This is a genomic window from Methanobrevibacter sp., assembly GCF_017431965.1.
Classification (GTDB): Archaea; Methanobacteriota; Methanobacteria; order Methanobacteriales; family Methanobacteriaceae; genus Methanocatella.
On the sequence record NZ_JAFRKB010000055.1, the window covers coordinates 16,290 to 36,407 of the forward strand.

Annotated in this window: 19 protein-coding genes and 6 tRNA genes; 14 read left to right on the forward strand and 11 right to left on the reverse strand. The window is 34.7% G+C overall.

From position 1 onward, the window contains the following. Nucleotide 1: 1 nt before the first annotated feature. The 5 genes from IJI93_RS08230 to IJI93_RS08250 form a co-directional block, all read right to left on the reverse strand. Nucleotides 2–769 (reverse strand): ABC transporter permease, encoded by a 768-nt coding sequence (locus IJI93_RS08230; protein WP_292822055.1) that lies wholly within the window; start codon nucleotides 767–769, stop codon nucleotides 2–4. 17 nt (nucleotides 770–786) lie between these two features. Then, a complete protein-coding gene (gene hisE / locus IJI93_RS08235; protein WP_292822057.1) occupies nucleotides 787–1,077 on the reverse strand; it encodes a phosphoribosyl-ATP diphosphatase in 291 nt (96 codons plus the stop codon). A gap of 2 nt (nucleotides 1,078–1,079) precedes the next feature. Further along, on the reverse strand, nucleotides 1,080–1,883 hold the full coding sequence (locus tag IJI93_RS08240; RefSeq protein ID WP_292822059.1) for a CBS domain-containing protein: 804 nt from the start codon (nucleotides 1,881–1,883) through the stop codon (nucleotides 1,080–1,082). Between the two features lie 14 nt (nucleotides 1,884–1,897). Continuing rightward, a complete protein-coding gene (gene gatB, locus IJI93_RS08245) occupies nucleotides 1,898–3,250 on the reverse strand; it encodes an Asp-tRNA(Asn)/Glu-tRNA(Gln) amidotransferase subunit GatB (RefSeq protein ID WP_292822061.1) in 1,353 nt (450 codons plus the stop codon). A 149-nt stretch (nucleotides 3,251–3,399) separates the two neighbouring features. Next, on the reverse strand, nucleotides 3,400–4,392 hold the full coding sequence (locus IJI93_RS08250; protein WP_292822132.1) for a radical SAM protein: 993 nt from the start codon (nucleotides 4,390–4,392) through the stop codon (nucleotides 3,400–3,402). Between the two features lie 177 nt (nucleotides 4,393–4,569). On the opposite strand from IJI93_RS08250, the gene IJI93_RS08255 reads away from it, so the two are divergent. The 8 genes from IJI93_RS08255 (at nucleotide 4,570) to IJI93_RS08290 (ending at nucleotide 6,451) form a co-directional block, all read left to right on the forward strand. Continuing rightward, nucleotides 4,570–4,642: transfer RNA gene (locus IJI93_RS08255), tRNA-Asn, on the forward strand. 5 nt (nucleotides 4,643–4,647) lie between these two features. Then, nucleotides 4,648–4,721, forward strand: a tRNA-Ile gene (locus IJI93_RS08260). 28 nt (nucleotides 4,722–4,749) lie between these two features. After that, a tRNA-Glu gene (locus IJI93_RS08265) sits at nucleotides 4,750–4,824 on the forward strand. Between the two features lie 55 nt (nucleotides 4,825–4,879). Further along, a tRNA-Leu gene (locus IJI93_RS08270) sits at nucleotides 4,880–4,962 on the forward strand. A gap of 28 nt (nucleotides 4,963–4,990) precedes the next feature. Continuing rightward, nucleotides 4,991–5,066 (forward strand) — tRNA-His (locus tag IJI93_RS08275). 97 nt (nucleotides 5,067–5,163) lie between these two features. After that, entirely contained in the window at nucleotides 5,164–5,571 is a 408-nt protein-coding gene (gene hjc, locus IJI93_RS08280) for a Holliday junction resolvase Hjc (RefSeq protein WP_292822063.1), read from the forward strand. A gap of 53 nt (nucleotides 5,572–5,624) precedes the next feature. Beyond that, a tRNA-Trp gene (locus IJI93_RS08285) sits at nucleotides 5,625–5,772 on the forward strand. 61 nt (nucleotides 5,773–5,833) lie between these two features. Beyond that, on the forward strand, nucleotides 5,834–6,451 hold the full coding sequence (locus tag IJI93_RS08290) for an MBL fold metallo-hydrolase (protein ID WP_292822065.1): 618 nt from the start codon (nucleotides 5,834–5,836) through the stop codon (nucleotides 6,449–6,451). Here the strand turns inward: IJI93_RS08290 and IJI93_RS08295 are convergent, their stop codons facing one another. Together IJI93_RS08295 and IJI93_RS08300 are read right to left on the reverse strand one after the other, a co-directional pair. Next, nucleotides 6,452–7,102, reverse strand: a complete 651-nt coding sequence (locus IJI93_RS08295; protein ID WP_292822067.1) for a TrkA family potassium uptake protein — start codon at nucleotides 7,100–7,102, stop codon at nucleotides 6,452–6,454. It lies immediately after the preceding gene. 55 nt (nucleotides 7,103–7,157) lie between these two features. Then, a complete protein-coding gene (locus IJI93_RS08300; RefSeq protein WP_292822069.1) occupies nucleotides 7,158–8,591 on the reverse strand; it encodes a TrkH family potassium uptake protein in 1,434 nt (477 codons plus the stop codon). Between the two features lie 81 nt (nucleotides 8,592–8,672). Between IJI93_RS08300 and IJI93_RS08305 the strand changes: the two genes are divergently transcribed. Both IJI93_RS08305 and fhcD read left to right on the forward strand, forming a co-directional pair. Beyond that, the gene (locus IJI93_RS08305) at nucleotides 8,673–9,725 is read left to right on the forward strand and encodes a UPF0104 family protein (RefSeq protein ID WP_292822071.1); all 1,053 of its coding nucleotides are present in this window, start codon (nucleotides 8,673–8,675) and stop codon (nucleotides 9,723–9,725) included. Between the two features lie 178 nt (nucleotides 9,726–9,903). Beyond that, the gene (gene fhcD, locus IJI93_RS08310) at nucleotides 9,904–10,788 is read left to right on the forward strand and encodes a formylmethanofuran--tetrahydromethanopterin N-formyltransferase (RefSeq protein WP_292822073.1); all 885 of its coding nucleotides are present in this window, start codon (nucleotides 9,904–9,906) and stop codon (nucleotides 10,786–10,788) included. 45 nt (nucleotides 10,789–10,833) lie between these two features. Here the strand turns inward: fhcD and IJI93_RS08315 are convergent, their stop codons facing one another. Beyond that, nucleotides 10,834–11,964, reverse strand: a complete 1,131-nt coding sequence (locus IJI93_RS08315; RefSeq protein WP_292822075.1) for an NAD-binding protein — start codon at nucleotides 11,962–11,964, stop codon at nucleotides 10,834–10,836. Between the two features lie 69 nt (nucleotides 11,965–12,033). Here IJI93_RS08315 and IJI93_RS08320 point away from each other — a divergent pair, with 69 nt between their 5' ends. Together IJI93_RS08320 and sfsA are read left to right on the forward strand one after the other, a co-directional pair. Further along, a complete protein-coding gene (locus IJI93_RS08320) occupies nucleotides 12,034–13,575 on the forward strand; it encodes an NAD(P)H-hydrate dehydratase (protein ID WP_292822077.1) in 1,542 nt (513 codons plus the stop codon). Further along, a complete protein-coding gene (sfsA, locus tag IJI93_RS08325) occupies nucleotides 13,562–14,305 on the forward strand; it encodes a DNA/RNA nuclease SfsA (RefSeq protein ID WP_292822079.1) in 744 nt (247 codons plus the stop codon). The genes IJI93_RS08320 and sfsA overlap by 14 nt, the downstream gene beginning before the upstream one ends. Here the strand turns inward: sfsA and IJI93_RS08330 are convergent. The 3 genes from IJI93_RS08330 to IJI93_RS08340 all read right to left on the reverse strand — a co-directional run bounded on the left by IJI93_RS08330 (nucleotide 14,255) and on the right by IJI93_RS08340 (nucleotide 18,360). Then, entirely contained in the window at nucleotides 14,255–14,980 is a 726-nt protein-coding gene (locus IJI93_RS08330; RefSeq protein ID WP_292822081.1) for an NAD-dependent protein deacylase, read from the reverse strand. The genes sfsA and IJI93_RS08330 overlap by 51 nt on opposite strands. A 27-nt stretch (nucleotides 14,981–15,007) precedes the next feature. Then, nucleotides 15,008–16,186 carry an argininosuccinate synthase gene (locus IJI93_RS08335; RefSeq protein ID WP_292822083.1) on the reverse strand — a complete coding sequence of 393 codons (1,179 nt, stop codon included), beginning with the start codon at nucleotides 16,184–16,186 and terminating at the stop codon, nucleotides 15,008–15,010. A 251-nt stretch (nucleotides 16,187–16,437) separates the two neighbouring features. After that, nucleotides 16,438–18,360 carry an IGHMBP2 family helicase gene (locus tag IJI93_RS08340; RefSeq protein ID WP_292822085.1) on the reverse strand — a complete coding sequence of 641 codons (1,923 nt, stop codon included), beginning with the start codon at nucleotides 18,358–18,360 and terminating at the stop codon, nucleotides 16,438–16,440. Between the two features lie 44 nt (nucleotides 18,361–18,404). On the opposite strand from IJI93_RS08340, the gene IJI93_RS08345 reads away from it, so the two are divergent. Together IJI93_RS08345 and IJI93_RS08350 are read left to right on the forward strand one after the other, a co-directional pair. Next, nucleotides 18,405–19,145 (forward strand): succinylglutamate desuccinylase/aspartoacylase family protein, encoded by a 741-nt coding sequence (locus IJI93_RS08345; RefSeq protein ID WP_292822087.1) that lies wholly within the window; start codon nucleotides 18,405–18,407, stop codon nucleotides 19,143–19,145. Nucleotides 19,146–19,301: 156 nt separating this feature from the next. Beyond that, nucleotides 19,302–20,009: a metal-dependent hydrolase gene (locus tag IJI93_RS08350; protein WP_292822089.1), complete on the forward strand. Its 708-nt coding sequence runs from the start codon at nucleotides 19,302–19,304 to the stop codon at nucleotides 20,007–20,009. Nucleotides 20,010–20,118 lie beyond the last annotated feature (109 nt).

Sequence of the window (20,118 nt, forward strand, 5' to 3'; positions counted from 1 at the left end):
CTTATATTTCTAACGATAATTTTTTATCGTATATGTTAAATAACAAAATTCCTACTCCAAATACTGTAAATGCAAATGCGGCTAAGTAATACAATGTGCCTGCTGTTGGCGGAACTCCATACATAACACATTCCCTAAAACAGGAAATTGCAGAATACACTGGATTTAATGTGAATATCATCTGAACCTGTGCAGGCACAATTTCCATCGGATAAAATAATGCAGAAGAATACATTAAAATCAATGTGAATACGTTGTATAAGTATCCGATATCTGAGAAATAAGTGTTACAGACTGCTAGAATCAATCCTGCTCCGAATATCAATATAAATAATAATGCTATAGGTATGATTGCATATATGAGTGTAAGGTGGAATTGGGCACCTGTAATTAGCATCACTCCAAATAAGATTACAAATGAAATCAAAAAGTTTACAAATTCATAGCAAACGGCACTTATGGAGAACATATATTTTGGAACATAAATCTTTTTCAGGATATATGCATTGCTTTTAAGTGACCTCATTGCTCCTTTTGTAGCATTATTATAAAAATCGAAGATTAATCTTCCGGAAAGGAAGTAAACAGGATAATTTTCAATAGCTCTACCGAATAACATTGAAAAGATTGCTGTAAAAACTAGCATAATCAAAAGGGGGTTCAAAAAGCTCCAAAGGATACCTAGGACAGAGTCCTTATATTTTGAAGTTAAATCCCTTTTAACCAGTTGCTTTAGCAAAAATTTCATTTCTGAGAATGTATCAAACATATTGTTCCTCAATTAAATTATTTTCTTCTTTTTGCGAATTCATCAAAGATTTCTTCGATTTCAATACCTTTGTAAACCAAGATCAATAAGGTGTGAAATATCAAATCTACGGATTCATATACGAGATTTTCATCATTTTTAGCTGCAAGCAGAACTTCTCCAGCTTCTTCAGCTATTTTTTCAAGAATTTTATCTTCAGCCTTTTTATCGCTATCTTGCATGATGTTTGAAGTGTATGAATCAATCGGATTGTCTCTTCTGGATTCTAAAACTTCATATACTTCACGTATTATTTTATCATCAGCCACTATTAATCACCCTTTGATTCTTGGTCTTGAAGGCTTTCAGTAAGGGCGATTAATGGATGTTTATCGTCATCAATAATTTCTATATCGTCAAAGGTTTTAATTCCCGCTTTATCTGCGGTTTTTTCCATACCCAATTTAATGTCCTGACCTAAATCAACAACATATGAATCAACAGTTTCATAGCCTCTTTGTTTTGAAGCTACTGCTCTGTGGTGACCGTCAACTAAAATCCATCTGTCTCCAGTTTTGACTACAATTGCAGGTTCTGCCAAACCTTTTTCCAATTCATATGCTCTTCCTTCAAGCTCATCGGCATAGACTCTGTCTTGTGTAGGCCTCAATTTATCAGTTTCAACAGGCATGTGTTTTAAGGTTGTTTTAATTCCATATAGCTGTTCCATTGTTTTTTTGAAGTATTCTACTTTATTAGGTGTTGACCTTTCAATGTGGGACCTTACCATATCAGTATTTGTAATGATTCCAACTAATACTCCTTCTTTATCAACAACAGGCATTCTTGAAATTCCTCTTCTAAACATTACTCTGGAAGCATCGTTAATTGATAAATCTTGATTTGCAACAACTAACTTTGTACTCATCAAGCCTTCAACAGTGTCTGCCCATTTCTTTGACACAATATCGAATGCGGTTATCATACCTACTAATTTATTATCCTTTACCACAGGATAACTGTTGTGACGACTTTCTCTCATTAATCTGATAACTTCTTCAGTTGTTGTATCCGGAGAAACGTTAATAACGTTTTTTGTCATATAATCTTTTACAAAAGTCTTTTTCTCAGACATGTTTCTCTCTCCGTTTATTCAATATTTTCTCTTAATAATTTGACAGTTTCACCAGGATCCGCTTTTCCACGTGTTAATCTCATTACTTGACCTACCAGGAAGTTAAGGGATGCTTTTTGACCGGATAAATAATCTTCAACAGCTTTCGGATTTTCATCAATGGCCTGTTTTACAGCAGCCAATACTTCATCATCTTTTACAACACCAAGCAAGCCTAATTCTTCTGCAATAGCTTTAGGTGATTTGTCATTATTTGGCATCTGTTCGATAATTCTTTGCCCGGCTTTAACTGTGATTTCTTTTGATTGTAACATGTTTAAGAATTCAACGAGATCTTCTACTGTAATTCCACTGTCTGCAAAGTCTAGTTTATTGTAGGTTAATACTCTTTTAAGCTCATCTCTCATCCATTTTGAAGCGAATTTAGGATCAATTTCTTTAGCTACTTCCTCATATGCGATAGCCAAATCAAGCTCTGAGGTTAATACTTTTGCAGATTCCTCATCAATGCCGTATTCTTCAACAAATCTTTTTACTTTATTGTGCGGAGCTTCAGGCATGGTGTCTAAAACTCTCTGGATTGTTTCATCACTTATTTTCATTGGTGGCAAATCAGGGTCTGTAATGAATCTGTAATCATCAGCATCCTCTTTCATCCTCATTCCTACAGTAATCATTTGGGATTCCAAGTATGCACGAGTTTCCTGTTTTACTTCAACTCCCCTTTTCATAAGGTTTTTTTGTCTGATGAGTTCAAATTTCAAAGCTTTGTAAGCACCTTTGATGGAGTTAACGTTTTTCATTTCTACTCTGTTTCCTCCATTAATGGAGATATTTACGTCAGCTCTCATAGTACCTTCACCACGTGCTCCTCCACTATATTGTAAAACACGAATTAACTCTTTTAAGAAGTTTCTTGCTTCTTCAGGGGATTTGATATCCGGTTCGGTAACGATTTCAACTAGCGGAATTCCTGAACGGTTAAAGTTAACAGTACCTCTGTCAGGTTTAAATTGTCCAGGGTCCTCTTCAGCGTGAATTTCTCTTATTCTGATTCCATTCAATTCTCCATTAAATCCAATAGGAACTGAAGTTCTTTGATAACCGGAAGGCAAATCAGGATAATCGTAATGTTTTCTCATGAAGTAAATTACATCTTGATCAATTTCACAGTTAAGCATTAAAGCTATCATCAATGCATTTTCTAAAGCTTTTTCGTTTGTTGGATGTGGTTTTGCACCTGGTTGGTTTAAACAAACTGGACAGATGTTTGTATTTGCAGGTGCGTCCTGATAATTTGTAGGACAATCACAGAATAATTTTGATTCGGTTTCTAATTGTACGTGGATTTCAAGTCCACACATCATATCAACATCGTCACTAATAATAATTCCTCCAATTAGGATAATTTTTTAATAATTTATATTATATTTATATTTATTACATTAGATTTATAAAGATTTTTAAAATAAGGGTTTTTGTTGGAAATCGATTGATATATTTAATCAATTAAATGTCATTGGTATTTATTTTTCAGGGATTCCTTGACATACCTTTTTATAAATTTATCCAATTCAGGTGAAATTTCACTTTTTTGCGGACCTAATCTGTTTTCATCGGTAAATGTTCCTTTAAGTTTACGTCCGGCCCATTTCACCTCTTCTTCAACACGTTTTCCATATTTTGTTCCAAACATTTTAAATAGTGGGAATTTTGTTATTCCGTTAGCTCCGCTTAAAATCAGTATTCCAATATTTGCCAAATTATCCACCCATGTTCCGCAGATGATTTCAATGTCTGGAAAAGCTAATCTGACCTGAGATACGATTTGTGCATAATATAGTGATGCAGGTTGTGACGAATTTGCATAAATAGTTTCTTTATGGGGGTTCAGTGAATAAAAAATCACTCTATCGATTTTATGGTCTCGGATATAATCTATGATATAGTTAACATCATCTAATGTTTCCCCAAGTCCCAATATGATTGTAATTGCTTTTTTAAATCCGTAATCTCCTGCTGCATCCAGCATATTGCTTATGTCATCCAATTTTTTAGAAGGACACACTCTTTCATGAATTTCGGGGTTTGCTACTTCCACTGCTCCGGTTATTCCTTTGATTTCATCACCGTAGTGATCTAATTCATCGGTGATTCCTGTATTTAACCAAACTCCATCGCCGGTAATGTCTTTAATGTTTGTAGCTATTTCCTTAATTTCTTGGGTGGTGAATGATTCATATCCTCCTGATAAAAATTCTATATTCCAGTCGAGACGCTTGCACATTTCCGCTTCTGCATAGATATTGCTTATGTTGCGTCTGGCTTTTTTCGGATCTTTTATTTTGTTTTTTTGTGTAGACATATAACAAAAAGCACAATCTCCCTTATCACACCACCATGATAGGAATACTGCCCTTTCAAGAGTAATTAAATCACCATGATGTTTTAAGGTTGCTTTATTAGCATTTTTTATCAAGTCAAATATGTCTGAATCCATATTTTTTATATTGTCTGTTTAAGTTTATATATTAGTTTATTATTTCAATTTTATTTTGTTTTTTGAATAAATTTACAAAAAACCAAAACCTTTATATACTATTCAAATAATAATTATTATTACTGTTTAAAGTCTTTTGATTTTTAAACATGGGTTTTAGTTGGTTGAGTAGATGGGTTATTATATGCCGTCGTAGCTCAGTAGGTAGAGCGTTCGGCTGTTAACCGATTGGTCACAGGTTCGAGCCCTGTCGACGGCGCTTTGGGGCCCATAGCTTAGCCAGGTAGAGCGTCCGGCTCATAACCGGAAGGCCATGGGTTCGAACCCCATTGGGCCCATGTTAACTAAAATTTGTTGTATTTGTATGCTCCGGTGGTGTAGTCCGGCCAATCATTTCGGCCTTTCGAGCCGAAGACTCGGGTTCGAATCCCGGCCGGAGCATTTAAAAAAATTTGTTAAGATTTTTAATGGTTTCTATGTATCCTTTCTTTTATAAGCGGGGGTGCCCGAGAGGCCAAAGGGGACAGGCTTAGGACCTGTTGACGCAGGTCTACCAGGGTTCAAATCCCTGCTCCCGCACTTTTAACAATTTTTTCAATTCATTAATGCCGGGGTAGGGTAGGTGGTCATCCTCCGGGACTGTGGATCCCGGGACTCGGGTTCGAATCTCGGCCCCGGCCCCATTTATAAAACTTATTTTTAAAATTCATTACTTTTCAAATGCTCTCACATTCTTTTTATATGTAACTTTTAATAAATTAGTGAATATAAGGTGTAATCATGGCTAAAAAAGGGTCTGCTGAAGAAAGGGATTTGGTGCATAAACTTTGGGAAAGGAATTTTGCAGCAATGAGGGCTCCGGCTTCTGGAGGGGCTACAAAAAATCCATTGCCTGATGTTGTTGCTGGAAATGGCAAATTATATTTGGCTATTGAAGTTAAAACAACTACAAAGGATAAAGTTTATATTGAAGCTCCCCAAATCGAAGCGCTTTGCGAATTTTCGAAGATATTCGGTGCTAAACCATATATTGGGGTTAGATTCAAATATACAAAATGGTTATTTTTGGAACCTAATAATACTCCCCGTACCCGTAATGGAAATTATAAGGTAGAAAAGGACTATGCATTAGAAAAAGGCTTGGAAATTGATGAAATTGCTGGAATAGATAAGCAAATGAAATTTTAAGTAATGGTAATCTTTATATATCATTAAAATATATTTAATATAGTATGTTATGTGGGGTTATGGTGTAACCTGGCATCATCTGGGACTCCAGTTGTCTTTGAAGAAATATACGCGTAACTGAACAGTATCCGTTGTGATGAACAATTGGAGTACTGAGGCAAGAGATATCCCAGGATCGGGGTTCAAATCCCTGTGACCCCATTTTCTATACAAAACTTTTTTTTCAAAAATTTTAATTACTTTATTGACAATAGTATCTTTCATGAGTTCTAATGAGATTATTTTTATTTTAGGTTATAATTATGATTCAAATTGTTATTTAATTAATCGCAATATTTTGGTAGACACTGGCGCTGGTGAAAATAAGGAATATTTATTCTCTAAACTTCGTGAAAATGGTGTTGAACCTGAAGATATTGAATTGGTTGTAAATACTCATTGTCATTTTGATCATATCGGTGGCAATCACCTATTTCCAAATGCAAAAATTGCAGTTCATAAATTGGATGCAATTCCTATTAGAAATGAAGATACATTAGGTACTGCAGGTTCCGCTTTTGGGTTTGAAAACGTAAACAATACTCGTGTCGACATTGAACTTGAAGAGGGAGATAAAATTGGCGATTTTGAAGTAATCCATACTCCTGGACACACCAGCGGTGGAATTTGCTTATGGGATGGTGAAAACTTGATATCTGGTGATACAATATTTGCCGGTGGTGGTGTTGGCAGAATGGATATCGGCGGAAATTACCAAGATATGAAAAATAGTGTTAAAAGATTAATGGAATTGGATGTTAAAAACATCTATCCGGGTCATGGTCCAATTGTGGAAAATAATGGAAAGGACCATATTAAACTGTCTTATTCCATTTTATAATTATTTTCCTAATTTTTTAGCTAATTTTTTAAATGATCCTCTTTTAACGAGAACTGTTACTTTTTCCCCACGGCTGATTGTGTTGTCCGGTTGTGGTATAACTAATTTCCCGTTTTGATAGGATGATATAATGATATAATCTTTAGTTGGTGAAATCTCCTTGAAACGTTTTCCAACAATTTTATCGTTGGTTATGGTCATATCCAATATTTCGGCATCTCCTTCACCGAGTGTCATTAACTCTGCAGCATTAGGTCTTGTAACCAATTTTTGCAATTGTGCTGCAGCTGCAGTTTCCGGGCTGATTACATGGTCGATTCCAACTGCTTTAAATGCTTCTTCGTGGTCAGGATTGCTTACACGGGCAATGATATTCGGCACATCATATTTTCTAACTAAAATGCAGGATAATAGGTTTGCTTCATCATTCCCGGTTGTTGCAATGAAAAAATCAGCATCTTCAATATTGCTTTCTTCAAGCAATTTTGAATTTGTACCGTTTCCGCAAATAACTAGTGCATCAAGCTCCGCTGCCACTTCTGCACATAATGTTTCATCACTTTCAATAAGTGTAATATCTTCACCGTTATCAATTAATAAATTTGCAAGTGCAAGACCTACACGGCCTCCCCCCATAATGACCACATACATTAAATCACCTTACTTAACATTAAATAATCAATATTTATTTTAGTACATTATAAATCTATCTTTTAAAAATTTCAAAAAATGCTCTTAATGTTATCAATACAGGATAGATTTCCAGCCTTCCGGTCCACATGTCAAACATGCTTACTACTTTTAACACCGGATTTAATGTGTGATTTATAATTCCCAGCTCTAAACCGTTGTTACCTTGAAGGGACATTGCAGCAAACAAACTTCTAAATGGATCATATCCGTAAAGGCAGAATAATGCCCATGTAAACATGATAAACATCATATATAGTGTAATGAAGTTTCCAGATTGTGATATTGCCTTTTCAGGTATTTTACGCCCGTTTAATTTTATAGCAACTACTCTTCCTTCTGGAGATAATATCTCTCTGACATGCCTATACATTCCCTTAAAGAAAGTAATCATTCTTACAAGCTTGATTGCACCTACTGTGGATCCATTGGACCCTCCAGTCAGCATTAGACACATTAAACATATTATGACAAATGACGGCCATCCCGCCATTGTTTGAGGTAGGGCGACACTTGCTCCTGTTGTTGTAATTGCAGATACTACTGTAAACACCAATTCTATAGGGACTATGTTGGATACAAGATAAAGCATTAAACTGACAAATGCTATTACACAAATTATGATTTTAAATTGTAAATCCTGAATTAATGATTTTCCTCTTGTTTTTATAACTTTATAATGTACTAAGAAGCTTGTTGCTCCCAATACCATTAAAATTATGGAAATCATGTAGTATATGTCATTTTGATAGTATCCCATATTTGCATTTTTAATGCTCATTCCTCCGGTGGAAATGATGCTGAATGTGTTACATAGGGCGTCAAAGGCAGGCATTCCCGCCAATAAGTATAGAACTATCCCTAAGATGGTATAAATTACATATATTTCCAATGTTTTTTCAAGTGTGGTTTTAATGCTGGGTTTAATACGTTCGTCACGAGCTTCTGATTGATAAAGTTTTGATGAAGCAGATCCAGGTTTTGTTAAAACACCGATAACCATAACAACAACTCCCAAACCGCCAATCCACTGTTCTAAAGCTCTAAAAAATAGTATGCTGTGAGGTAAGATTTCAACGTTTTCAAACATGGTTATTCCGGTTCCGGTCAGAGCAGACATGCTTTCAAAGACTCCATCTATGAATGGCATGTTTGTTGCAAGCATGAAGACAAGTCCTCCGATTACACTTGCCCAGAGCCATGCAAATGATGAAATCATCATCCCATGTTTGAGTCTCATCTTTTTGTTAGTTGAATTTTCAAAATATTTCTTGAAAAACAACCCTAATGCTATCGAAATCGCTGCAGGGATAAGAAAACTGATCATGTCGAATTCAAAATAAATCAAATCAAAAATTAGGGGTATTATGCACATTATTCCAATACCAATCATCAAATATGATGAATCTCTTGCTACAATCAACAAATCAGTTTTAGTTATATACCTCATTATTCTAATAATTTGAATAAATATCTATATAAATTTATAAGTATTATAAAATAATATTATAAATTATAAGTTGGTTAAATCATGGACAAAAAAACAGTATTGTTGCTGGGAATAAGTGTTCTTATCCTTCTCATAATGTTATGGTTTATAGGGATAGAGGAAGTAGTGGCTGCTTTAAAGATAGCTAATATTGGCATTATAGCTTTGGCAGTGGTTACTCAGGTTTTTACTTATTTTTTATACACATTACGTTGGCAAATCCTTAATTCATTAGCAGATATGGATGTAAGCTTTAAAAGGTTGCTTCCAATGGTTTTGGTAGGGCTTGCCGTTAACAATATCACTCCATCAGGACGTGGTGGTGGGGAGCCGGTAAGGGCATATATATTGGCCAAAGAAAAGGAAGAGTATCACTTTGAAGACACATTGGCAACAGTTGTTGCAGATAGGGCGTTGGATACATTTCCGTTTGTTGTGCTGGCTGCAATTACAATAGCTTCCATGGCACTTTTTTTCAACTTTGATTTATGGCTGCTTGTTGTTATGGTTTTGGCAGTTATAGCAATAGTTGCTCTATTGATTGTTATTGTTTATATGTGCATCAATCCTAGTTTTGGAAAAAGGGTTGACGGTTGGATTATCGGGCTTGTCAGAAGGTTTTACAAGAAAAATTCTGAAAAATTGGAAAATCAGATACACGAAGCCATTGCCGGTTTTCAGGAAACAATGAAACTCCTGATTTCAAACAGGAAAGGATTGGTTTATACTTTAACATTATCATTTATTATATGGATTTTTGAGATTATCAGGGTTTATTTGGTATTTTTGGCATTCGGCGCCAATGTCAATCTGATAGTCATAGGTGAAGTATTCATTGTCGCCTGTTTGGTGGGTATGATTCCACTTCTTCCTGGAGGCCTTGGGGCTGTTGATGGATTGATGATTCTATTTTACTCTGCTGCAGGAATTTCAGCTTCAGTAAGTGCAGCTGCAACCGTTATAGAAAGGTTGATTTCATTTTGGATGGCTACAATTATTGGTATGCTCTTAATGCCTTACTATGGATCTTCCGTTCTTGATAAGATTTCATTAGGTTCTTCAAATGAAAAACTCGAAGAAGGACTGGATGAATGAAAATAAGCGGTTTTTGAGGATAATTTACTGCAGGATACATCTTTTTTTATTTGACAATTATGAGTGGGATATAAAATAGAAAACTTTATTTTAATAATTAAATATATCTTTAAATGTTATAGAAAATTAGTTTAATTTATAATTTAATCTAATTTTTAACGAACTTAATGGTGAAAAAATGGAAATTAATGGCGTAAATATACAAGACACCTTTGCTGAAGGTTTCGGAATTAAAGTATCTAGATTGATTATTACTGCAGCTACTAAACATTTAGCTAAAATTGCAGCTACTGAAGCTACTGGATTTGCTACTTCAGTTATCGGATGTCCTGCAGAAGCAGGTATCGACCAATATGTTCCTCCAACTGAATCTCCAGATGGAAGACCTGGTTATGCAATCATGATTTGTCATATGTCCAAAAAAGCTTTAGGTGGACAAATTATGGACAGAATCGGTCAATGTGTTTTAACCGCTCCTACTGCAGCTGCATTCAATGCCCTTGAAAGTGAAGAATCATTCCCAACCGGAAAACAACTCAAGTTCTTCGGTGACGGATATGAAACAGAAAAAGATGTAAACGGCAAAAAAATGCACGTAATTCCAATTATGTCTGGTGACTTCTTAGTTGAAGATGAAATGGGATGGAAAGATGGTGTAGCAGGTGGAAACTTCTTCATCATGGCTGACAGTCAAATGGCTTCTATCGTTGCTGCTGAAGCTGCTGTTGATGCTATTCACGCTATTCCTGGTGTAATCACTCCGTTCTCAGGAGGAATGGTTGCTTCCGGTTCCAAAACTGGTTCCAAATACTCTTTCATGAGCGCATCTACCAACGAAAAAGAATGTGTAACCTTAAAAGACCAAGTTGACACAGAATTACCGGAAAACGTATTCGGAAATATGGAAATCGTTATTGATGGTGTAGATGAAGAATCCGTTAAAGCTGCTATGAAAGCAGGTATTGAAGCTGCTTGTCAAGTACCGGGTGTTATTGAAATTGGTGCAGGTAACTACGGCGGAAGCTTAGGACCTTACCAAATTCACTTACAAGAATTATTCTAGAGGGAGTTTTACTCTCTTTTCCTTTCTTTTTTTAATAAAATGAAATTATTTAATATTTTTCCTTGTTATTTCTGTTACTTCTTTTTTGCTTAAGTTTATTCCAAGAATCTCTTCATGCTTTTTCAGTTCATCCACTAGTTTAATGAAAGTAGCACGATCAGGACCTGAGATGATATGTGAATGTGTATTGTTTACAAGGGAATACAAGTTTTCAATGGCTTCTTTTTGTTCCACGTTCTTTTCAAGATAATCTCTAAACTGTTTGCCGTCCTTGATGTCCATGGTATTTATTTTTCGTGTTAGAGGTGTTTCAATTCCCGGAATGTGGTATTGTATGTTTTCTAATGTGCATCCATATTTGCTGATTATCTTGAATTCATCATAAATCTCGTCTACGGTATGCCTTACGGTTATTTTTAGGATATGTGGTCTTGTTGATTCATAATATAAATCCTTTCCACCAATCAATTCTGGAGACACGATTTTGTCTGCACCAGCTTTTCTAAGCCTTGAATAATTTTCCTCTTTGCTTGCTCTTGATACAATCCATGCATCTGGATTGCTTTCACGAATGGATAAAACTATAAATAAATTGGTCACGTCATCCCCAGTACTTATTATCACGCTTCTGCATTTTTCTCCAGCCAATTTTGAAATCAAATCATCTTCGGTTGCATCTTTGTGTATTACAACAACAGAATCGTTTTCCTCGATACTTTCAAGTATTTCCTCATCTTTTTCAAACAATATAATATTCTGGTTTCTTCTGGTCAGTTCTTCAAAAACTACTTTTCCAACCCTCCCATAACCACAAAGAATATAATAATCATCCATATTTTCAATTGCTCTCATTTTCATTGCTCCTTTTGAATATTCGCTCATTTTTTCCTGAAAATTTGTTAAAATAATATTAAATACATAAGCGAGCAGTGCAACACCTCCCAAAGCAAGGGTTGTTGCAAAAATCTTTTGAATGCCTGTGTGTGGGGTATAGTCTCCATATCCTACGGTAGCCATAGTAATTACTGCATAATAAATGGAATCAATTAAATTCAAACCCATTATGAGGTAAGAACCCACTATTCCATAGATAAACAATGCTAAAATCAGGATTATGCCGTTTGTAACATATCTTGTTGGTAATGTTTTTAGAAGTTTTACAGTAATTTTTTTCATATTATTTTTCCATTAGTTAAGATAATTATATTTATATTGACTAGTTATATTTTAATTTAAGGTGATTTTTTGCATCCTATTGATATGATGGTTACAGATTACAATTGTGAATATTTGGGTTTGTCAAGACTGTGTTTGATGGAATCGGCTGGAAAATCTCTAGCAGAAGAAGTTGGTAAGATAGCGGTTTATGCTTTTTCAAAACCTGTGAAAGTTGTAATATTTACGGGTTCCGGTGGAAATGGCGGTGACGGATTTGTTGCAGCACGTTATCTATTAAATAGAGGTTATGATGTTGACATTTACATGTTAAAGGAAAACATTCGTTCTGGCGATGCAAAAACCAATTTTGAAATACTGAAAAACATGAAACCTCGCTTGTCACGCTTGAAGATATATAATTTAAAAACTCTTGAGGATATAAATTCCTGTGAAGTCGCCACAAGTGACAACTCTGAATTCATCATTGTTGATGGCCTTTTGGGAACTGGAATCGATGGAAAATTACAGACCAACATCAGGAGAGCTATTGAAGTAATCAACGAATCAGGCGGTTTGAAAATCAGTGTCGATGTTCCTTCAGGAATGGATCCTTTAACTGGAGAAGTTAATGATTTGGCGGTTGTTCCGGATTATACAATCAGTTTTCATAAGATAAAAACCGGAGTGAGAAATGCCGATGAGGAAGATGTCGGAGGTCTTGTAACTGCAGATATAGGAATTCCATTTGAAGCGGAGTATTTCGTTAACTATGGGGACTTTTTAAGACTTAACAATAGGGATTCAAAATCACATAAGGGAAACAATGGAAGGTTGCTTGTAGTTGGTGGCAGTAAGGATTACTCTGGCGCCCCGGCCATTGCAGGAATGGCGGCCATTGGAGCAGGTGCAGACTTGGTATACGTTGCAAGCCCTCAAAATGCTGCTGAAGCCATCAAATCAACCTCTCCAGATTTAATAGTAAAATCTTTGGAGGGAGATAAACTATCTTTAAATCATGCTGATGAAATATTGGAACTTGCAGAAAATGTCGATGCAGTTCTTATAGGTCCTGGCGCTGGAATTGATGATGAAACCTCAAAATTGTTCAATGTTTTGGTAACTAAAATCAAGAAACCTATTGTGCTTGATGCCGATGCCCTAAAACAGGTTGAACTTTCATTGATTAAAAATAGGCACGACATCATATTGACTCCTCATATTTTTGAATTCAAGTCATTTTTCAATGTTGAAGAGGACTTGAAATTGGATATTGACAGCTTTGACTTTAAAAAAGTTGATGAAAACATCACCCAATTCCAGCAGATAACAAGAAAAATCAATGCGTCCGTTGTTGTCAAAAGTGAGTATGATCTTATATTGTCCGGAACAAGATTTAAGATAAACAAATCAGGTAATGCGGGAATGACAGTTGGAGGAACTGGTGATGCGCTGGCGGGAATTTGCACTTCTTTACTTTCACAAGGACTAAGTTCTTTTGATTCAGCCGCTTTAGGCGCTTTTATCAATGGTCTTGCCGGAGATAAGGCATTTGAAGTGAAAGGCAATGGCTTTTCAGCTACAGATTTGGTTTCATATATTGGCAGTGTGATTAAAGATGGATTATGTTAAGGGGACTTTTTTAAAAAGACCCAACAGATTTATTGCGGAAGTTGAAGTCGACGGCAATGTTGAGATAGCTCATGTGCCCAACACTGGAAGATGCAAGGAACTTCTGGTTGAAGGTGCAACAGTTTGGCTAAAGCCTTCGGATAATCCAAATAGAAAAACAAAATATTCACTTCACTTTGTTGAGAATAAAAGTGTGTTGGTGTCCCTTTTCTCCCAAGAAGCAAACAGCATTGTATATGATGCAATAATTGATGGCAAAATTAAGGAACTTTCTGGCTATTCATACCACAAAAGGGAAAAAACGGTTGATAACTCAAGAATAGATATTTACCTGGCAAATAATGAAGATGATTGCTGCGGAATGAATTTTTTGGTTGACTCCTGCTATATTGAAGTTAAGGGAGTCACATTGATTGTTGACGGCGAAGCCAGATTTCCAGATGCCCCAACTGAAAGGGGTACAAAGCATTTAAAAGAGCTGATTAAACTTAAAAAAGAAGGAAATCGTTGCGTTGTGTTCTTTTTAATTCAACATCCTGCTGGCAATTTCTTCAGGCCAAATTGGGATAATGATCCAGAATTTTCAAAAACACTTAATGAAGCATATGATGAGGGCGTTGAGATTTTGGTTTATAAATGTGATAATCAATTGGATGGAATTGAATTGGTTCCTGAATCTTTAGATTTTGATTTGGGAGAAAGTCTCTCCAATGGCTTCATTAATGACTAATGTTGCAAGATTATCATAAGGAGTTTCACTTTTATTGATAAGAACCAGATTTTTCCCGTTAAAGTAATTTATTAATCCTGCTGCGGGGTATACAACTAATGATGTCCCGCCAATTATCAATGTTTCTGCATTTTGAATATAGTCAATTGAAAAGCTTAAAATCGCATTATTCAACGGTTCTTCATATAGCACAACATCCGGTTTCACAATCCCTCCACATTCACATCTTGGAATCCCTTCACTTTCGAGAATATGATTTAAGCCGTATTCCTTTCCGCAAATCTGACAATAGTTTCTGTGAATGCTTCCGTGGAGTTCCAATACTTCTTTGCTTCCAGCTTTTTGATGAAGACCATCGATATTTTGTGTAATTACTGCTTTTAATTTTCCTGCTTTTTCCAACTTGGCTAATGTGATATGTGCAGGATTAGGTTTAGCATCCTTGAAAATTAGATTTTCCTTATAATAATTAAAAAATTCTTCTGTGTGGTCCATATAATAGCTATGTGAGACTAAATTTTCTGGCGTGTCTCCGTATTTCTCCAAACTTTTAAAGATGCCGCTTTCAGACCTGAAATCAGGAATTCCACTTTCAGTTGAAACGCCAGCTCCTCCAAAAAACACGATATTGTCTGAAGAGTCAATAATTTCTTGCAATTCGTTAATTTTTGACATAAAAATAAGAAAGTGATAGCTTTAAAGCTATCTGTTTAATTTTTGATAATTTGCTGCTTGAAGACCGTGGTATTTAATCATACCTTCAACTTCCCTTTGATCAGTCTCTTTGTCTTCAAAGGTGATTTGTTCGATGCTGTGTAAGCTGAATGGAGATTTTCTGATAATCGGTTGGATTGAACCTTTAAAGAGTTTCATTACAACTTCTCCACTTACTCTTTCTTGCATATTGTCAATAGCCTGGTCCAAGTCATCTCTTAATGGCTCTTGCCAGAGTGCTCTATATACCAAATCGGAATATAGTGTGGACATGTATTCAGCAAATCTTAATTCATCAGTAGTTAAAACCAATTCCTCTAGAGCTTGGTGAGCTGCAATTAATAATTTTGCACCAGGAGTTTCATAGATTTCCCTACTTTTAAGACCAATCATTCTGTTTTCAATAGTATCTATTCTTCCGATACCGTGGGATCCTGCAATTTCATTTGCTTTTTTAATCAAATCAATTAAAGGCATCATTTCCCCATTTATAGCTACTGGGATACCTTCTTCAAATTCAATGGATACTTTTTCAGGTTCATCTTTAGCATCGCTCCAGGAAGCGGTCCATTCATAAATGTCTTCAGGAGGTTCATTTGCAGGGTCTTCCAGGACATCTCCTTCAATTGCTCTTCCCCAGAGGTTTTCATCAATACTGTAAATTTTATCATAACTTAATTCGATACCTTTTGAAGCTGCATATTCCTGTTCTTCGGTTCTTGTTAAATTCATTTCTCTGATTGGTGCAATAATATCCAAATCGGACATTGCAAGGATAACTGCTTCAAATCTGAATTGGTCATTTCCTTTTCCGGTACAGCCATGTGCAATTGCGGTTGCTCCTTCTTTTTCAGCCACTTCAATGATTTTTTGAGCGATTAATGGTCTTGCAAGTGCAGTGCTTAATGGATATCCTTCATATTCTGCATTTGCTTTGATTCCGCGAGCGATGTATTCGTTTGCAAATTCTTCTTTTGCATCAATGTTGTAGTGTTTTAATCCTCCAATTTTTGATGCCATTGTTTTTGCCTTTTCCATTTCTTCTTCGCCTTGTCCTACATCTACGCATGCAGTAATTACTTCTACATCGTATTTTTCTTCTAATAATTTAACACATACTGAGGTGTCTAAACCACCACTAAATGCTAAAACTACTTTATCAGTCATAATTAGTCACCGTTAAATAATTTTAAATAAGAATAAGAATTCATTAACTATTTTTATTTTTAATAGTATTTATAATTTATAAAAAACAAGGCAGAAGAAAAACTCTTAATTGAGGGATAATTGAGGTTGAAAGTTATATGGGTTTTGGAAAAATTAAAAACCTCAATTAAGAGTTCTAAGCTGTGAAAGTAGAATGTACTTTCACACCTAATAATAGATTGAACTTCATAGTATATAAAGTTTAGGTATGCCTAAATTTTTATCAATAGGTTTTCATCTTCAACAAAATCAATTAATCTCGCATATGTAGGATTGTTTTTTAAGGTTTCTCTGTTCCCTATTATGATTAGTTTTCTTTTTGCCCTTGTAATTGCAACATTCAAACGCCTTAAGTCGCTTAAAAATCCAATATTTCCATTATCATTACTTCTAACAGTAGATATTATAATAATCTCTTTTTCTCTTCCTTGAAAACCATCAACTGTTTTAACTTCAACGGGTGTTTCGTTTTGGATAATCTTTACTTGATCGGCATAAGGGCTGATTATGCCTATGTCTTCTTCGTTGACTCCTCCTGTAATGTAATCATTTGCAACGCTTATCGCTATTTCAGCTTCCAATTTGTTAATGATGGACTTTGAATCTTTTAAATGGTTTTCTTTGTTATTTTCAATAGCGGATGTGTCCATAAAAAGCAGTGCCTCTTCATCATAATCTGAACCGATCAAATCTTTAATGTTAATGGCATTGACGCTGGAATCGCTTTTTAGGCTATTGTTGTAAAACTCGGAGTTTGGAAACTTCATAAGTAATTTGTTCATTCTGTATTGAATATTCAATAATTGTGATTTATGGGGGTATTTTCTAATCAATTCCTCGAAAAGTGTATTTTCAAGTTCGCTTGCACGATTGCTGATTATAGTTGGGGGAAGTTGTTTGTGGTCTCCTGCCAGGATAAATCTATGTGCCTTCGCAATTGGAATTAATATGCTTGGAATTGTTGCCTGTGATGCTTCATCGATTATTGCAACATCAAATTTTGTTTTGGCTATTGATTCAAGTGCGGCTGATGAATTTGTAGCCAAAATCACATCGCTTTCCTCAATAATATTTCTAATCATTTTGTTTTCAATTCTCTTAATCTTGCTGTGTTCCTCATCAATTTCCTGATTGTATTCAATCCATTGGGCCATTGATTTCATTTTCTCAGGGCTTATTCCACGCCCGCCTTTTCCTTTCGATGCATTGAACAAAATGTCATAGTCTCCAAAACCTCTTCTGTATTGGGGAGTCGGTTTTGTAAATGATTTTCTCTTTTCAATTAGGTTATCTATTTTTTTATAGATTTTCTTAATCTTTTTATTCAATTCATGATTTTCGACTTTGTATGCTAGAGAATAGGTAATATTTTTTTTAGAGACTCTTTGAGGATGACCTAGTCTTGTTAAGTTCAATTTCTTGTTTTCCATTAACCTTTCCAATATGTTGTCAATGGCGGCATTGCTTTCGGCTGTTGCTAGAACTTTGTGGTTCTGTCTTGTTTCTTGAGAGATTAACTCAACCAATGTCCTGGTTTTCCCGGTTCCGAAAGGGCCGTGTATCAAAAAGAAATTTTCACAGGATAAAGCATTTTCAATAGCAGTTTTCTGTGAGTTATTTAAATTTTTATCAATATAATCAATGTATGGCACGGAACGGTTTTTCTTAGGGTTTCTGTCAGTTAGAATGTATTCCAATGCATTTTTTCCCTTCAAGCTTAAATGATTCAAATTGTCTTCCATTCTTCTGAAAGTGACATCGTTAGCATACAAATCTAGTCTGACTTTCTTTTTTAAGGCCCATTTGGGAATACTTTTGTCAAAAGCAACTTTTATAAATCTTGCTCCCTTTTCGGTTACGGTGCCGGTTAAATCACTTCTGAGAGGATTGTCTGTACTGACCAGAACCATATCGCCCACACTTATTTCCGTATCGATGGGCTCTGATCTTCCAAACTGAACAATCTGCAGACCCAATTCTTTGCCGATATACTTCCCTTTAACTTTATTAATTGCTCTTCCCAATTCTTCTCTTTTTTTTCCAGACATATTCATTATTTCTGTCTGCATCAACTCAATTTCAGCATCTCTTTCGTAATTTATGAGCCTTATTAACTTCTTGATATATTTCTTCAAATTAATCCCTAATTTTAAATAAGAGCTTTAATGTATAATTAATTATGTATTTTGAAAAAGTGGAGGATTTTGATAATTTGGAAGTGGGTTATATATCTAACCTTTCTGGAGGTTACATTTCTAAAAACACCCATCTATTTGATAATATTGAATTAAACAAATTAAATAGATTCATTTTGGAAAAATCTGTTTATGGGACTCCAATTTTCAAATTAGGTAAGGGCGGAAATAAGCTTTTAATCTTATCTGGGGTTCATGGCAATGAATTGCCTCCACAAATTGCAAACATCAAACTTTTAAATGAGTTGGTTGCTAAAAAAATCAACAATACTTTGTTTTTCATTCCATTTGCAGCTCCAAAAGCAACAATGGATAATAGAAGGTTTTTCCATACATTGGATTTAAACAGGGCTGCTCATGTTAATAATTCTTTAAGCAATGTCATCGTTCAAAAGATTGAAGAACTCGGAATAAATTTTGTAGGGGACTTTCACTCAACTGCATTTAACAGCAATCCTGGTGTGGAGTCTATATTTTCAACCAAATCCCCGACTCCAGAAAGTTTTTTAATAGCAAGTTATATTTCTAGGGATGTCGGATGCGAAATTATTTCTCTTGATTCCGCTGGTGAATCATATAAGGGAGCAGTGGAAGATGTATGTAACTTAAAAGGAATTCCTGCAATTACTGGAGAGGTATTATCTCCGTTTTCTACTGTGGGTGATGGCAGCGTTGAGAGGTCATTGCTTCAAATGAAAAGCTTTTTGTCTTATTTTGGAACATGAATTACTTATCAAATGCTCTTGGATTAGGTAGTTATATTTACTTTAATAATATACTCATTATGGAATTTTAAATTCCGAATTAAGGTAATTGGTGTAAAGTGAATTTTGTCGCTTCTTGGGGAATTGACATTCGCAAAACACTTTTGGGGTCACAATATGTCTTCTTATAAAGGGCATTCAATATTTGCACTACTGCTCGCAATAATGTTTTTTCACAATCCTCTGTTAATTGCATTAACATTCATCGGTGCAAATATCCCAGACTTTGATCATAAATTCAAAAAGGATAATGTCTATAAGTTGATTATATTTGGGTTAATAATATTCATTTCACTTTACATTCTAAAATTACCTTACTATATTGGTTTAATCATTGTTTTTTTAGGTGTAACATTTTATTTTTCCGAACACAGAAGTTTTACTCATTCTATTTTCGGTGTTTTAACTTTAACTTCGGCTGTATCATTGATTCTAATTTGGGGATATGAATTAATAATAGGAATAACTGTTTTAAATAATCATTATATAATTTTAGCTATTTTAATAGCTATTTTAAGCTTTTTATTTTTAAACAGGAAGTTATTGATGGTGTTTCTGCCAGTATTTTTCGTTAGTTTATTTTTGATTAATGATTTGGATATAAATTATATTCAAATTGTCCTTGCTTTATTTTTAGGAGTGTTTTCACATATTGTTCTTGATTCATTCACTCCTGCAGGAATTAAGATTTTTGCTCCTTTATCTTCAAAAAAGGTTTATAAGAACTTTGCATTACTTTCAATTTTTGCTTTGATTGTAATAGCTATTTTTTGTAATGTTCCTTTATTGTTTGAATTGTTTGAACAATATGCTTTGAGTAACTGAATTTAACTATATTTTTTTGAAATTCCAATTTATACATTATTGTATTAATGCTTTGCTAATCTGGAAATTATTGCCTATTTTTTAAAATTAATTATAAAATTTCATTGTT